General features: G+C 46.5%; 15 protein-coding genes. 9 read left to right on the top strand and 6 right to left on the bottom strand.

Features of this window, described 5'->3' with window-relative positions; genetic code table 11:
* Positions 1-265: 265 nt before the first annotated feature.
* Together ACJY2L_RS13865 and ACJY2L_RS13860 are read right to left on the bottom strand one after the other, a co-directional pair.
* Positions 266-1162, bottom strand: a complete 897-nt coding sequence (locus tag ACJY2L_RS13865) for a RepB family plasmid replication initiator protein (RefSeq protein WP_067437378.1) — start codon at positions 1160-1162, stop codon at positions 266-268.
* A 481-nt stretch (positions 1163-1643) separates the two neighbouring features.
* Positions 1644-2291, bottom strand: a complete 648-nt coding sequence (locus ACJY2L_RS13860) for a hypothetical protein (protein ID WP_439214236.1) — start codon at positions 2289-2291, stop codon at positions 1644-1646.
* A gap of 940 nt (positions 2292-3231) precedes the next feature.
* Between ACJY2L_RS13860 and ACJY2L_RS13855 the strand changes: the two genes are divergently transcribed.
* The 8 genes from ACJY2L_RS13855 to ACJY2L_RS13820 all read left to right on the top strand — a co-directional run bounded on the left by ACJY2L_RS13855 (position 3232) and on the right by ACJY2L_RS13820 (position 8461).
* Entirely contained in the window at positions 3232-4128 is an 897-nt protein-coding gene (locus ACJY2L_RS13855) for an integrase domain-containing protein (RefSeq protein WP_439214294.1), read from the top strand.
* 309 nt (positions 4129-4437) lie between these two features.
* Positions 4438-4785 (top strand): hypothetical protein, encoded by a 348-nt coding sequence (locus ACJY2L_RS13850; RefSeq protein ID WP_439214235.1) that lies wholly within the window; start codon positions 4438-4440, stop codon positions 4783-4785.
* A 94-nt stretch (positions 4786-4879) separates the two neighbouring features.
* Entirely contained in the window at positions 4880-5221 is a 342-nt protein-coding gene (locus ACJY2L_RS13845) for a hypothetical protein (RefSeq protein WP_187493942.1), read from the top strand.
* A gap of 19 nt (positions 5222-5240) precedes the next feature.
* On the top strand, positions 5241-5567 hold the full coding sequence (locus ACJY2L_RS13840; protein ID WP_439214234.1) for a hypothetical protein: 327 nt from the start codon (positions 5241-5243) through the stop codon (positions 5565-5567).
* 69 nt (positions 5568-5636) lie between these two features.
* Positions 5637-5999, top strand: coding sequence for a hypothetical protein (locus ACJY2L_RS13835; RefSeq protein WP_439214233.1), 363 nt, complete (start codon positions 5637-5639; stop codon positions 5997-5999).
* Between the two features lie 79 nt (positions 6000-6078).
* The gene (locus ACJY2L_RS13830) at positions 6079-6705 is read left to right on the top strand and encodes a hypothetical protein (protein ID WP_439214232.1); all 627 of its coding nucleotides are present in this window, start codon (positions 6079-6081) and stop codon (positions 6703-6705) included.
* Positions 6693-7400, top strand: a complete 708-nt coding sequence (locus ACJY2L_RS13825; RefSeq protein WP_439214231.1) for a hypothetical protein — start codon at positions 6693-6695, stop codon at positions 7398-7400. The genes ACJY2L_RS13830 and ACJY2L_RS13825 overlap by 13 nt, the downstream gene beginning before the upstream one ends.
* Positions 7401-7474: 74 nt before the next feature.
* Positions 7475-8461 (top strand): ArdC family protein, encoded by a 987-nt coding sequence (locus ACJY2L_RS13820; protein WP_439214230.1) that lies wholly within the window; start codon positions 7475-7477, stop codon positions 8459-8461.
* A gap of 372 nt (positions 8462-8833) precedes the next feature.
* Here ACJY2L_RS13820 and ACJY2L_RS13815 read toward each other — a convergent pair whose 3' ends face one another.
* Positions 8834-9364 (bottom strand): SMI1/KNR4 family protein, encoded by a 531-nt coding sequence (locus tag ACJY2L_RS13815; RefSeq protein ID WP_439214229.1) that lies wholly within the window; start codon positions 9362-9364, stop codon positions 8834-8836.
* A gap of 435 nt (positions 9365-9799) precedes the next feature.
* Between ACJY2L_RS13815 and ACJY2L_RS13810 the strand changes: the two genes are divergently transcribed.
* The gene (locus tag ACJY2L_RS13810) at positions 9800-11443 is read left to right on the top strand and encodes a TraI domain-containing protein (protein ID WP_439214228.1); all 1644 of its coding nucleotides are present in this window, start codon (positions 9800-9802) and stop codon (positions 11441-11443) included.
* 32 nt (positions 11444-11475) lie between these two features.
* Here the strand turns inward: ACJY2L_RS13810 and ACJY2L_RS13805 are convergent, their stop codons facing one another.
* From ACJY2L_RS13805 to ACJY2L_RS13795, 3 genes are read right to left on the bottom strand one after another with little or no spacing between them, the layout of a single operon-like run.
* Positions 11476-11862: an acyl-CoA thioesterase gene (locus tag ACJY2L_RS13805; RefSeq protein ID WP_187493840.1), complete on the bottom strand. Its 387-nt coding sequence runs from the start codon at positions 11860-11862 to the stop codon at positions 11476-11478.
* A complete protein-coding gene (locus tag ACJY2L_RS13800) occupies positions 11862-12332 on the bottom strand; it encodes a hypothetical protein (protein ID WP_187486953.1) in 471 nt (156 codons plus the stop codon). Before ACJY2L_RS13800 ends, ACJY2L_RS13805 begins: the two co-directional genes overlap by 1 nt.
* A complete protein-coding gene (locus ACJY2L_RS13795; RefSeq protein ID WP_187486954.1) occupies positions 12314-12889 on the bottom strand; it encodes a helix-turn-helix domain-containing protein in 576 nt (191 codons plus the stop codon). Before ACJY2L_RS13795 ends, ACJY2L_RS13800 begins: the two co-directional genes overlap by 19 nt.
* Positions 12890-13310 lie beyond the last annotated feature (421 nt).

Genomic DNA, 13310 nt, shown 5'->3' with positions numbered 1-13310 from the left:
ACAGGGCACAGGGCACAGGGCACAGGGCACAGGGCACAGGGCACAGGGCACAGGGAGTTTAATAGGGCAGTATCGATCTTTAAACCCTCTCAGCCGACCAGTTCAACATATCCAGTTTATAAACATACAGTTCATTTTCCCGTTTCTAAACATCTCACCACAGACGAAAACGAAGTGCCTTTCCTGTTTACAAACACATTGCAGATCACATCATCCAGTTTATAAACATTTTGCGAATACAAGCATACAAAAAATAGTCAGACGACTAGGTGAAATCAGCAATAAAATCAGCAGGATTAGTCACATTGCAGCGTGGATTACGCCCATGGATATTGAGGAACCACTCTTTGTCTTTCTTAACTACCGATGCATCCAGATAGCCTGCTTTCTGCAGCTCTTCGATTGCCTTCTTAATCGTACGATTTTGTTGAGCATCCGGAGAGGTAAGCATAAGGCGCTTTTTGATGCGTGAAAAAGAGAGCGGAATGGGTTTTTGAGGCAGGCTTTCAAGAAACGTATAAAGTGCCTGAGCGGATCCTTTATTCGCGAGTTTGCGCAAAACGATCATCTGCAGCAAAACCTGATTGTCTATACGATACAGCTCCCACAGAGATTCATCAGCTTGTAAACGAATAACATCAGCTTCAACATCATATTGGCCGCGTTGTAAAAGCCCTGTAACTGTATGTTTATTCTTGTTTTTTGATGAAAGGCTTATCGTTGTCCCACGTAGGCGAGTTAACGCATCAGAGATACGCATACGCAGCACAGTAGTCTTTTCTTTATCAGGATATCCCGCAAATGATGCAAACTGAGAGAAGGGCAATTCGATAGTGTTCGTCGTTTCACCGTAGCGACTAAAAGAAACGATGATCGCGATCCATACCTTAAAATCAGTTTCCATTGAAAGGCGGGGCCCGGAGATGCGGATGTCGGTATAGCCCTCTGCTTGGGCGATTTCCAGCTCAGCCAGCTCCTTTGAGGCATCAATTGATACACTCTCTACCTTCGAACCTTTACGTTTCAGTGTGGGGACAAACAAGCCGAGCCTCATCAGGGCCACAGGCTGAACGGTGCTGTTAGAACTTGGGGTTAACTTTTTGCCAGTACCACTGATGCTTAGAACATCGGGAAGGTGCAACACCTTGTTTTTATTGTCCATATACACTTTATCCACACTGGGAAATGAGATGATCACAAAACAGGAGCTCATCCAGTTTATAAACATTTACTATCCCGTTTATAAACACTATTATCCAGTTAGTAAACATTTTTTCCCTGTTTATAAACATATTTATCCAGTTTACAAACATTAAAACAGCCTCTCAGGCCTTGCTGTATAAGGCTTTAAAGCCTCAGGGATCTGTATGGATCTTTAAAGGAACTGTACGGTTAATTATTGGATCTATCCTGTTGATAAGTGGATAACCAGACAACACTGAGTAGTAAACTACATAGCTAACGCGCCTTCGGCTTGTTCAACCCCGCTACAGCAGCCAAATTTTTTGGCTGCTGTAGCGGGGTTATCGAGTAAAACCCACGTAGTGGCTAAAAAAGTCTTTGGTAACTATTGCTACAAAATATCAGCAGTAAATATGTTTATCGTATATTTTATACTTTCAAAGTATCCATCGGTTAAAAAATTAAAAATCATCACTATTAAAGTTAGATAATGAATCAACTAAATTTTTATAGTGATTACGAGAAAGGATAAATGGACAGTTAACTAAAGCTATAGTGAAGGCTATCAATGAGCCAATTGATGCTAAAGCAAAAATGGAAGATAATATATATTGCTTATGCTCTATTGAACTACTTAACATAAAATACATTAAGAAATAAATTGATATCGTAACAAGGACCATTGAACTTTTTAAAGTAGACTGTTTTTTAAATTTTTTACTATTAAGTATAAATGATGATTCAATTCTTTCACTATTATTAATTATGACATCTTCATCAATACATTTAATTACTTTACGTATATCTCTAATATTTAGATCGGTTAGCCAACTATTTGACGAAATTATTTTTTGAAAAAGCCTGCCTTTATCAACATCTCTATACTTTGTTGTTTCAATCAAAATGAATTTTTCAATGTCTCTATTGATAAAAGAAATTTGATAAGGTTTTAATTTTGCATATTCGCACAAAGATATAATATCTTTATAAACTGATATGCGCTCATTATTAAAATACTTAAGTCTTGTATGAAGACTATTAAAAACGGTAATCACTATTGCAGCTACAGGTATAAGATATCCTAGAAACTTTAACCACATATTATCCATTTCTTTCCTTTTTAAATGTTTAATAGTAAATATGCTACGTAATCACGGCAAGTTTGACAATTAAGTAATTTAGTTGGTATCTTCGAAATGTTGCAAGTCGTCAACTGACGACCACCAATGATCCGGTAGCTTGAGAGGATCGCCTTCGGGTAGCTACAAAAAACACTCCCGCAGCCTGAAAGGGAGAACGCAAAAACGTGGTAAATCTGCTCACCTTTGGAAGCGGATATCGTCTTTAAAAGCGCATCTATGACGCGACGATGAAGGTTCATATACACATCTCAGCCACGGCTTTTACACACGCCAGGCATCTCACGAACGGCATAGCTTATGCTGCTTCGCACACTTCCGTTATGAAGCTTTTCAGGGATACGTCCTGAGCTGCATCCGACTTTTGCTATGACGCATAAGCCCATTTGGAACATTTGGGCGCTTGCGGAAGACGCATCAGGAGCATGAAGCTGCGCGGCGTCACTTTGGTTCGAGTGAAACGAGAACAAAGTGACGCGCGCAGCGCATAACGTCCGGAGCCCGTATTTCAGGCATTCAACGTCCTTTTACAGTCTGACGTGCACGTAGTACGTGTTTTCAGATGCATAGAAGGTCATTTATCAACCAATCGACGTTATGACGGCAATGCCGTTAAACACGCATCTTATTAGTAAGGAGGTAATTAACTCGGTATCGATGGCGACATCAGGAAAATGATGTATGGAGGTAGCCTGACTAACGTCAGCCCGGCGCAAGCCGCGAACAGGTCAGAGACCTGGGGAGCCTCGTAAGAACTCAACATTTCGCCGCCCCGATGCACAGATACCAGTTGAGACGCAGGAAGCGCATGCAAAACCGTGCCGTCGGGGTGAAGTGTTTTTACAGTCAGAGTCACAGAACGATCAGCACGTCAGTGTTGAATGTTCTGGATTCTGAATGGGGATTAATCATGTCAGTGAAATTAAGCAAACAGCTTGTAACGCTCGCACGTCAGGGCGGAGGAAGTTTTAAAACAGTTTCTGATCGTTCAAAAGTTGCCAGTCGCTTTTCGGAGCGACTGGCAACCCTGAATATACAAATTCGGGACGTAAGCCATATCAAAACAAAACACATTGAGGGATACGTTAAAAGCCGGTTTGATGAAAATATCTCACTTCGCACCCTGCAGAATGAAATGGCAGGCATTCGATCTATCCTTGCCTCAGGCGGAAGAAATAAGCTGGCTGATCCAACGCATGATAAATTGAGTAATCAGGCTTTAGGTATTTCAGGAGCGAGCAGGGAAGGTAAAAAAGAAGCGCTCAGTGATGAAAGGCTCAGAGAGTTCGTTGGTCGTATCAGTGATAAAGATATGGGCGTGGCGCTGGGTATTCAGCTGGGCCGTTATTTAGGATTAAGGGCTGAAGAAATAGTTCAGTCAGCCAAATCCATTAAATCATGGCAGAAAACACTCAATAACGGTGAGGATCGCGTTCGGGTTATTTTTGGCACCAAGGGCGGCCGATGGAGAAATGTCACCGTCTTTGAAAGAGAGAAGGTGATCAGTCTACTGGATCAGACTGCCAGATTTATTGACGAAAATAACGGAAGGCTTATTGATCGTTCCACGCTTCACGCAGCGTTAAATCGTTTTCATAACGTTGTGCGTGATGCCGGCATGACAGGTAAAGAAGCGCCTCACAGTCTGCGTTATTCTTATTCGAGAGACGCGGTTGATTATCATATTGCGCAGGGTGTTTCCAGAAAAGAAGCTGAGGCCATCGTATCAATGGATCTCGGCCATGGTGATGGGCGTGGGGCTTATATTGCCCGGGTATATAACAGAGTTTCAGATGATGATGAATAATTCAGACTTGAAATAACCTTTATATCAACGCTATTATTAACCTGTTTCTTACGTTGTCTTCGGACAACCACCAATGGTCTCGTAGCTTGAGATGACCGCCTTCGGGTAGCTGCAAAAGAACACTTCCCAAGCCTGAAAGGAAGTACATGCAAAGTGTGGTACATCTGCTCACCTCTGGAAGCAGATATCGTCAGTTTTCGCTCCTGGTGCGTGACGATCGAGGTTTCTTAACTGTCCGGCTTCGGCCTTACGTCCTTCGGGGAAACATTCCCGATCGGGCACATGTTTCTCCCGTTTTCAGGAGAAATCATGTCACTTATCCGTTCGTTTCTTTCTGAGCTCAGTAAACCCTTTGATCTGGCCTGTTCTGCCGCAACACGCGTTGTTTCAGACTGTCCCCGACTCAAAGCGGCCATCAGAAGAACGCCCTGGCTTGCCTCACCCTCCGGCCTGCATGAATACCGCTCCCACGTCTGGTTTGACGATCGTCGTTACCACGCCATTGTTATGGTTCGTAAGATGATCGACGGACAGCCGTCGGAAGCCTTTGTGCATAGCCGTCACGGTGAGTTTCATACGTTCAGAGCGGCCCGTAAAACGGCGCAAATGGCAACGTCAGCACTGGCGACACTTACCGTGTTAACACGCCAAGACTGATTGCCTTCTTAACCATCCATCCGCTCAGCGGATCCTCCCGGGAAACATCTTTCCCGACAGGGCAGGTGTTTCCCGTTTTTACCGGAGAAACACCATGATTACCCTGCCTCTTTCACACACATTTTCCCCCGGAAAATTTATCTCCGCCTGCAGCATAAAACTGTCCGCCGTCGTTAAGCGTTTCAGCGACCAACAGGATGAAAACTGCTGGCTAACCAATCGTTCAGGAAACCTCAGTTTCCGGATACAGCTGCATCAGCTTCCGTCAGGAAAGTGGACCGCAGGCATTCTTACCCGTTCCGGCACCTTTCACGGTAATCACCGGTTTGGATCCCTTAACAGCCCTTCTGAACAGTTTCGCACCCGCAGTCAGGCGCGCCGTTTCGCACTGAAACTGGCTAACCAGATGGCAACTTTGCGTTATGCGTATCAGTAAGGGACAGGGAGATAAATTGATGAACAACGTGATCAGTGATTTACAGCATCTTGCTCTTCTGGAAGGCGATCTGCTTATTGCCAGGGCCAACGTTCGCCTGAGCACAGGAACCGAACGCTCTTCTCCAGCGGAGCTTACTGACGCAGAGGAAAGCATCTTCAGCGTCATACACAGGCTTCATTACGGGCTTGCCGCAGGACGCTATGCCGATACACGGTGTACGGCTCTTGTGGAAGCGGTCGTAAATCTGGGGATAACCACAGAACCCGCGCTTTATGAGTTTGCGGCTGAGAGTGCAAAGTTTGATTTTCGGGCAGATCAATACGGCGAGTATGACCATTTTTAACCTGACCTGCCCCCGGGAACACTTACCGCAGGCAGCCTTCCCAATTTTTTGGAGAATTTAACGATGTATATGACAACTGAAGTTAACGAATCATCTGAAGGCCTGATCGGGGATATGCACGTCCTGTCCATGCTTGAGGGTGAACTTATGTACCTGAAGGCCCGCCAGAATCTTCATCTGCCGGAGCTGCAGCAGCTTAAGCATCCGTACACCATCGATGACGCACTTGAGGGGGTTGCCAGTAATCTTGCCTATGCAACCACCTGCGGACGTTTTTCATCTTCAACCTTTACCGACATGCTGGCCGGCCTCACTACCATTGGTAAAGAGATCTGCCCGTGGACCTGGGATTATGGCACTGATGTAGGCAGGCATGATGCACAGCTTTATCTTGCTGAGCCCGACTGCGAAACCTCAGAAGCTGCAATCTGATTTCAGACACCACATCTAACCCTTTGGGGGATTTAACTCCCTCACGGGCGTTGATCCCCAAAATTTTTCAGGAGGATTTATGACGCCCCTTTCACTCCCCGCATGCACTGCAGATGTTCATTATACCGTCACCCAAAAGGCAACCGTTCCGCCTGAACGGTGGGCCACGTTTGTCCTGGCGATCACCGGGGTTTTCTGGCAGCTGCCCGTGAATCTTCGTCCCTGCAATCCCATTAACGGACTGTGCATGGAACGGTCATCGGAGCTTTTCCCGGATCCAGAAATGTTTCTTTTCTCCGGCATGGATGGAGGTGATTTTACCGACCAGAGCGTGCTGATAACACGTTCCCGATCCGACAGTACCGACGGCAAACTGGATGTTATCGCCCCCCACGGCCAGCCGGTTGACCTTTTCACCCGTCTCGCGCTGGTTCTGCTTTATAACCATTGCGAAGGCTGCTTTGAGATTACGTCTTCTGCCGGTGCCGCCAGCTGGTCCTTACCGGTTCGCTGGCTGTGCCGTCATGACGCGACGCTGAAACTGTCATCACCGGCGTCCTTCAGGGACAACAACGTGTTCAACGGCACCGCCGATGAGCTCATGCTGACGATGATATCCGGAGCCGAACGCGTCGTGACAACGCAGGAGTGGCTGCTTATCAATGAATTCGAATACAGGCTTTACGGCCTGAGATGTTCACTGTAGCAGGCACTTCCGGCCCGACACCTCAACCATTAAACCCCGAAGGGATTTTATCCCGCCGGGATGAGATCCCTTCAATCCTGCAAGGCGATCTCATGCTTAATTTTGACAATACACAGCTCGCACAGCTGTTCAGGGAAACTGACCATCAGGCTATGTCCGTCACGCTCATTATCTGTCCGCAGGAAGGCGTTTATCTTGAATTCCGGCGGTTAGATCCGGGCAGGCTTTTTCCGCGACTTACACGCATTTATCCAGCAGGGTTCCGGGGAGGCAGCACCGATCCCGGCGTGCTGGCTGAAATGCACTTTGGTGATGGCTATTCAGCGCATGCGCTTGATACGGGCGGCGCTGAATTCTTCAGCGAGCTCGGCAGTGAGGAGCGCGTAGTCGTACCTGGCACGCATAAAGCCTTTCGCCTTCTTCGTGGTCCCGTTCAGTGGCTCAGCGTGGCAAAGCTGCGTCAGTTCACCGGGCGGCTCGACCGGATGCGGGTGGTGCATTTCCCCGCGTGTTATGACAACGGAGAGCGTGCGCGCTGGTATGTTTCTGCCTCAAATTTGATTGAAGAGGCGGCATTTATCGGATGTAAACGAGCCAGATATAGCGATGAGCTTGATTTTTCCCATGCCAAAAACGCTCTGGAAAAACTCGTTAAAACCCTGAAAACCGACGGTTCAGTTCGTACCGCCGTTTAACCAACGGACCCCCTGGGCGTATTTCTCGCCCACTGGGGGAGGGATACGCCCTTTTTTTACTGAAGGAGTATCCCGTGAAGAAACCAACCAAGGCCCGTCGCGCAAAGAAAACTGAAACCGTCGATCTTTATCAGAAAGTGACGGATCGCATCGTGGAGGCGCTTGAGAAAGGCGTCGCGCCATGGAAAAAACCGTGGCGCACGACACAGAAGTACGCCGCCGCCGGCCCGCTGCCGGTCAATGCATCGACGGGGCGCGTCTACGGCGGCGTTAACGTTCTGCTTCTCTGGCTTGAGGCCGAAGAGAAGGGGTACAAAACGGATCGCTGGGTGACGTACAAACAGGCTCAGGACATGGGCGGCCAGGTTCGTAAGGGTGAAACCTGCGCACAGGCCGTTATTTTCAAGCCTTTTGAAAAACAGGCTGAAGACCTCAGCGGAAACCCGCGTTTCGACGCCGAAGGTAATCCGCTGATGGAGTCGCGGGTGATGATAAAACCCAACTTCCTGTTTAACGTCGATCAGTGTGACGGATTGCCCGAATCAGCTGTTGATATACCGCATGCCTCACCTGATGAAGATGAGCAGGGCAAGCTTCACTGGCCGACCGAGCAGCGGATACTGGAACTGCTCGATGCCGCAGGCGTGGCTATCAGCATTCGTTTACAGGATCGCGCCTACTACAGCCCGGCCACCGACAGAATTGTGATGCCGGAGGCGAAGCAATTTTTCACCGAGGCCGATTACTGGTCCACGCTGCTGCATGAGATGGTGCATGCATCAGGCCATGAAAAGCGACTCAGCCGCGAAGGCATAACCCAATCCTCCAGAAAGTTTGGCGATCCGGTTTATGCATTTGAGGAGCTGATAGCCGAAATGGGCAGCGCTTTTCTCTGCGCCCAGCTTGGCGTTTATGGCGAGGTTCAGCACGAAAGCTATATCGACTCCTGGCTGAAGGTGCTGAAGGAGGACAAAAAAGCCCTTTTTCGTGCCTGCCGGCACGCGAGAGAAGCGTCAGATTTTTTACTGCAGTCATCTGAAAAAGCGGCCCAGGCTGCTTAATTAACCAACCCGGTAGCGCTCACTTCGCGCGCTGCCATCCCGTGAGGGCATTATTCCTCACGGGATGATGCCCTCTTTTTTTATCTGGGAGGAAATCAACCGTGTCTGACTGGTACAGAAATCATTTTGAAATTACCGGTAAATTTTCGCTTTCGGCACAGAACGTACAGTGATTGCTCAAGGCCCGCTTTGAGTGAAAAACGCACATGGAGTAAAAAAGCTGCCAGTTAACGGCTTTTATCTGGGCAGAGGCTTATGTGCTACTTTTACAGTATAAAGCAATCGATCCAGCGAGGATTAACAGAAACGACCCGCTAATGCGGTTCATCTATTTAATGCCGCTGGCTTTCCAAAAACTGACCTTTTTTGCTCCTAATCAACAGCTGTAAAAAAATGCTTATCTGTATCAACAGGAGGAAACTGACTAGGTAGAATTTTTGACGAAATCTCTCTGTTAACCAGCTTTAAAATAAACTCAACACAGCCGAAGTTGTAAACCTCCTCTTCCCCCTGATCCGAACTATGAATAGCAACTTTCCATGAGTCTGGTTCTCCATCAACCACCCAAACAAAAGTTTCTCCATTATCCGTTACAGCCCAAGGAAGAAAAGAACCTTCTGCAGGGTAGTCTGGTCTTGGATAGTCCGATAAAAAATCCTGCCTCATTACAGCGTATGCGTTTATAAAGTATTTACTTTTTTCAAAATTCAAATTTGGATTTTTTGAAAATGGGTTTAACACCCATACGAAATCGTCTATTGCTCCACATCCGTAAATTGATATGAACTTTTTAAAATCATTCGGTAATCGCAGACTTAGCTTAGATTCAAAGATCGCCCAAGCTGCATTATCAAAGATTCGCTGAGAGGGGGGAGAAAGAAGACTAATAAGCTTATTTATCATTTTTACTTAACTCCACTCACGTTCGGAATTGATACATCAAGAGTAAAACCGCCTGATCCACGAGCAGACAACGTTACACCCGTTGGCATTGGGTTTGTACCTGTATAAATAGGCACCGCCCGATAGCTTGCTATTCACCACTCTGCACTGCACTTCTAACTTGACGCTCAAATGAACTCATACTTGGATGATTTGCAATTCGGCCCTATAAACGGTAATCAAGCAAACTGCATTGTGATAGCGAAGTCACCCTGGCATACTAATGTTGCACCGGGCGGGCGGAATGACATCAATGAGAGGTTGCTGTTCTGCACCCGCACCGCTCCGGTGCCTCCTCTGTGCTGAAGCGTAAATTTCATCAATCCCCTGTCTAATTAGACCTTGTCGTTGAGCCTGCTCAAGGCAGACTACCTCCTGAATTCTCGGGAGACCCGTATGTTTAACCGACTCAAGAACCTGTTTTTAGATAAAAATATCGCCGTCTCTGGCGTATCAAAAAATCCGCCTGAAGGCTATTTCCTGCCGCTGTCAGCCGCTGATCTCCTGTCATTACCACACAGGAAAAAAATGCTGCGGCAAATCTGGGATAACAGCTCGCTTCCTGAAGATGTGTACGCAAAGCTTTATCTGGCGCCTCTCAAAGATCTCGCCAGCGCCGTGCAGAACGTGCCGGCTGCATCTCAAGGTGAGTGGAGCCGGGAAGGGGGATATATTGATCTCACCCTACAATACTGTGCTTACAGCGTAAGACTGGCCAAAGGGTATATGTTCCCTCCTGGTGCGCCTCCAGAGGAGCAATCAGCTCAAAACTCATTGTGGAATGCCGTTATTTTCTGGTCGGCGCTGTTCAGTCATCTTCCGCTTCTTAACCGATATACCGGTGAGTTACTTGATGGCCAACAGTGGCTGCCGGGCGTGATAGCGCCAGACTCGCCTTATCGATTTAAAGTTGTGGGCAGTCAAGAGGGCAATAGTGGAAGTGCTTCAGCCGGGCTTATGGCATCACGGCTTCTGCCGCAAGAAGGATATGCATGGCTTGCAGCAAATCCTGAAGCATGGCGTGTGCTGGCTTCTTTTATTGATCATGATTCCACGGCCATGCCCGCTATCAATGAGATTCTGCTTAAGGCACGTGAGCTGGTCAATTCACCTCAGAAGACATCATTAAACCCCGCTGAACCATGCTCAGTAATGCAGCCTGCCGGTAACGTGGCTATTCCTGCTTCCTCTATGGATACGCCGAAAGAAGAACTCTCCAGTCTGTTAAATGCCTCCACAACTCAGAATACTGCCGCAACTACAGATGAGGTTTCAGGCCTGATCTCCGCATCTTCACAAAACTGGGCCCTGTACAACAAAACTGAGCCCTCTAAATCTGGCTCAACTACTCAACACAATAACGACACTGATGTTCTTCTTGGGTTGTTCAGTGCAGTGGATCCGCCATTGTCTGAAGATGACGAAACGGTACCAACGGACGTGAGCGTATCTGAACCGTTGGGGATGAATAATGAAGTGTTGATGCCAGAGCTCAACGAACCAGAACCAGCCCTAAAGCTGGGCTCTGCAGCCGGGAAAAATGAGCAGTGCGCCGTTCAGGATGGAACACTTAATCAGCCTGTGAATAACGTTGCAGCTCAGGAAAGAGAAAGAACAGAACCGTGCGAGCAACCCTTACCGCTATCCACACATGAATCTCAGGGAGCAACGCACGGGGATAAATTTATAAAATGGGTCTCAGGTGCGCTGCTTTCAGAAGAGCTGACAATTAATCAGCCGGATAGCCTGCTACATCTCATCAGCGGTTTCATTTTTATATCATTACCCGGGACCATATTTAAGTACATAGATAAGTGTGATGAGCACGTGGATAAAAAAGCAGTACAGTTATCACTGGAGAAGATGAAAATCTTACATACCAGAAATGATAATCGCTTCTTTAAAGCAAAAATTTATCAGAATGATAAATTTGAGGCCAAGTTCCAAAAAAGGAGTGGGTATATGATAAAGGCTGTCAAAATTATCCCGTCTGAAATGAACTTGAGAGCAGACAGTAAGTTTATATCCATAAATGAATAAAATAAGGGAATCCAGCTGGATTCCCTTATTTGTTATGCTTCAATAGCTTCGCGCACCGCATCAGGAATTGATGGTCTGCCGTTGGTAAGGCATGTCGCAACGAACGTTGCCTCAGCATAAACCGTATTGTTTACAAGAATCTGCTGCACAAAGTTAACGCGATTGCGCTTTTCATTTGCTGCCAGCGTACAGGTTACCTGCATTTCGTCACCTTTCTGCAGGCTCTTCTTAAAGCGCAGTGTGTACTCCAGAATCATGTGAACACGACCTTCGTTAAACTCTTGCTCAAGGTCCAGTCCGAGGGATTCTTTCATAAATGCATGGCGGGTCCATTCCATGTAGAACGGGTAGTAAAGGCCATCAACAACGCCTTGAAAATCTACGTGTTTTTCATCTACGGAATAGGTTTTAGTAAACATTACAGGTCCTTAAAGTAATTCAGAAGTGCAAAGCGCATGGGGAGCATCAGGTTTTCAAACTCCTTCTGCGATGTGTCTTCTCCAGTACAGACATTGAGCGCCATGCTCATATTGTCTTCGATGCCATAGATAAAACTAATGCCATGATAAATATTGTGCTCGCGACGCTGCTTATCGATGACATTGTCTCTGTCAATTTTGAGGGCTTCATCCCATATAACGGTACTGACGTCACCCTTGCCTATCTTGGTTAACTCGATGCCTATTTTTATCAGCAGGCTATCTTTGTACTTACCTTCGTAATAGAACTTATTATCCCAGTCTGCATAACCATTACTCTGGTGAGCTGAAATAACATTATTTTCAACAAGCAGCGTTGAGACGTACGTCGTCTTATCAAACTTGTCTAAAAAATTGATCACCTCGTTACTGCAGCGATGAAAATCAATTTTTATTTCTTTTGAATCCACTTTATTCTCCGGCACTCTACAATCTTTTCTTTTTTTATAATTGTAATTTCCTTGCCCTGAATTTGAACGGTATCTTCATCCAAAACTAAGACAACCCCTATTTTTATGCCATCAGCGTGTCTGATGTAACATAGCTTGCCGTTATTAGGGTCGATAGTTCTCTCGTTAGAAACAATACAGAACTCTCCGAAATTGACGTAAGGCTCGCCGTATACGCCGCCAATCTGAATCAGTTCAACGTCAGGAATCTGCCTGCTGGCAAGGATAAAAAGCGTGTCTTCGTCGAGGGTGGTGTATTCAGTAAATTGAGGCGGGAAACCTTCGCCTGTCAGGATCCAGTTCGTTTCGACGCGCAGCCCATTTTTGTTGAAGAAGTCAGCCACTATCTTCAGCACTTCAATTTTTTTGGTAGGAAAGGCGCTTCCTGCTTCCCATCGTGTGTAGGAGGTATAGGACAGGTCCATCTTTTTTTCATGTACGTAAGCAACAACTTCCTGCGGTGAGGTACCCGTTGCTGCTCTGCAGCATTTCAGCCGTTTCCCAATCGTATCTAACATGACCGCACCTTAAGGCAAATTAATCTGATGATTCTAAAGGAAAAGTTACGGCCCTGAACGTTAAAAAATATCGTTCAACGCAAAATAATTGCGTTTATCACATCAGTAATGTTAATATTTAATGATTAAATAAGTTCATTGCTAAACATTATCATAAAAACGCCCTTCCTTAACACAGCCATGTCTGGGTAAGGGCTGGCTCTGGCGTAATACCAGCGCTTTTGAACAATTCTCAGGGACTCAGGTCGTTTTCATCCGGAATTTCCGTTAAGGAGAATTCCTCAATAAAACTTAACCAGGAGTCGGTCGTGATGCCCTCCCTAAACGATGTTAAAAAGCCTGCCCCGTTGGTCTATATAGGGCCAGAAAGGCGCATGAAAGCTGAGCTTTCGGCAATCAGAGTCAGTACAGAATCAGGCAG

Origin of the sequence: Duffyella sp. Ts4 (assembly GCF_051851875.1) — a bacterium.
Classification (GTDB): Bacteria; Pseudomonadota; Gammaproteobacteria; order Enterobacterales; family Enterobacteriaceae; genus Duffyella; species Duffyella gerundensis.
Note: the sequence above shows the minus strand (reverse complement) of the source record. Positions and strands in the feature narration are given on the sequence as shown.

What these genes read in the sequence shown, in the direction of transcription:
- ACJY2L_RS13865 (WP_067437378.1), bottom strand. Translation starts at nt 1,162, where the DNA reads ATGGACAATAAAAACAAGGTGTTGCACCTTCCCGATGTTCTAAGCATC.
- ACJY2L_RS13860 (WP_439214236.1), bottom strand. Translation starts at nt 2,291, where the DNA reads ATGGATAATATGTGGTTAAAGTTTCTAGGATATCTTATACCTGTAGCT.
- ACJY2L_RS13855 (WP_439214294.1), top strand. Translation starts at nt 3,232, where the DNA reads ATGTCAGTGAAATTAAGCAAACAGCTTGTAACGCTCGCACGTCAGGGC.
- ACJY2L_RS13850 (WP_439214235.1), top strand. Translation starts at nt 4,438, where the DNA reads ATGTCACTTATCCGTTCGTTTCTTTCTGAGCTCAGTAAACCCTTTGAT.
- ACJY2L_RS13845 (WP_187493942.1), top strand. Translation starts at nt 4,880, where the DNA reads ATGATTACCCTGCCTCTTTCACACACATTTTCCCCCGGAAAATTTATC.
- ACJY2L_RS13840 (WP_439214234.1), top strand. Translation starts at nt 5,241, where the DNA reads ATGAACAACGTGATCAGTGATTTACAGCATCTTGCTCTTCTGGAAGGC.
- ACJY2L_RS13835 (WP_439214233.1), top strand. Translation starts at nt 5,637, where the DNA reads ATGACAACTGAAGTTAACGAATCATCTGAAGGCCTGATCGGGGATATG.
- ACJY2L_RS13830 (WP_439214232.1), top strand. Translation starts at nt 6,079, where the DNA reads ATGACGCCCCTTTCACTCCCCGCATGCACTGCAGATGTTCATTATACC.
- ACJY2L_RS13825 (WP_439214231.1), top strand. Translation starts at nt 6,693, where the DNA reads ATGTTCACTGTAGCAGGCACTTCCGGCCCGACACCTCAACCATTAAAC.
- ACJY2L_RS13815 (WP_439214229.1), bottom strand. Translation starts at nt 9,364, where the DNA reads ATGATAAATAAGCTTATTAGTCTTCTTTCTCCCCCCTCTCAGCGAATC.
- ACJY2L_RS13810 (WP_439214228.1), top strand. Translation starts at nt 9,800, where the DNA reads ATGTTTAACCGACTCAAGAACCTGTTTTTAGATAAAAATATCGCCGTC.
- ACJY2L_RS13805 (WP_187493840.1), bottom strand. Translation starts at nt 11,862, where the DNA reads ATGTTTACTAAAACCTATTCCGTAGATGAAAAACACGTAGATTTTCAA.
- ACJY2L_RS13795 (WP_187486954.1), bottom strand. Translation starts at nt 12,889, where the DNA reads ATGTTAGATACGATTGGGAAACGGCTGAAATGCTGCAGAGCAGCAACG.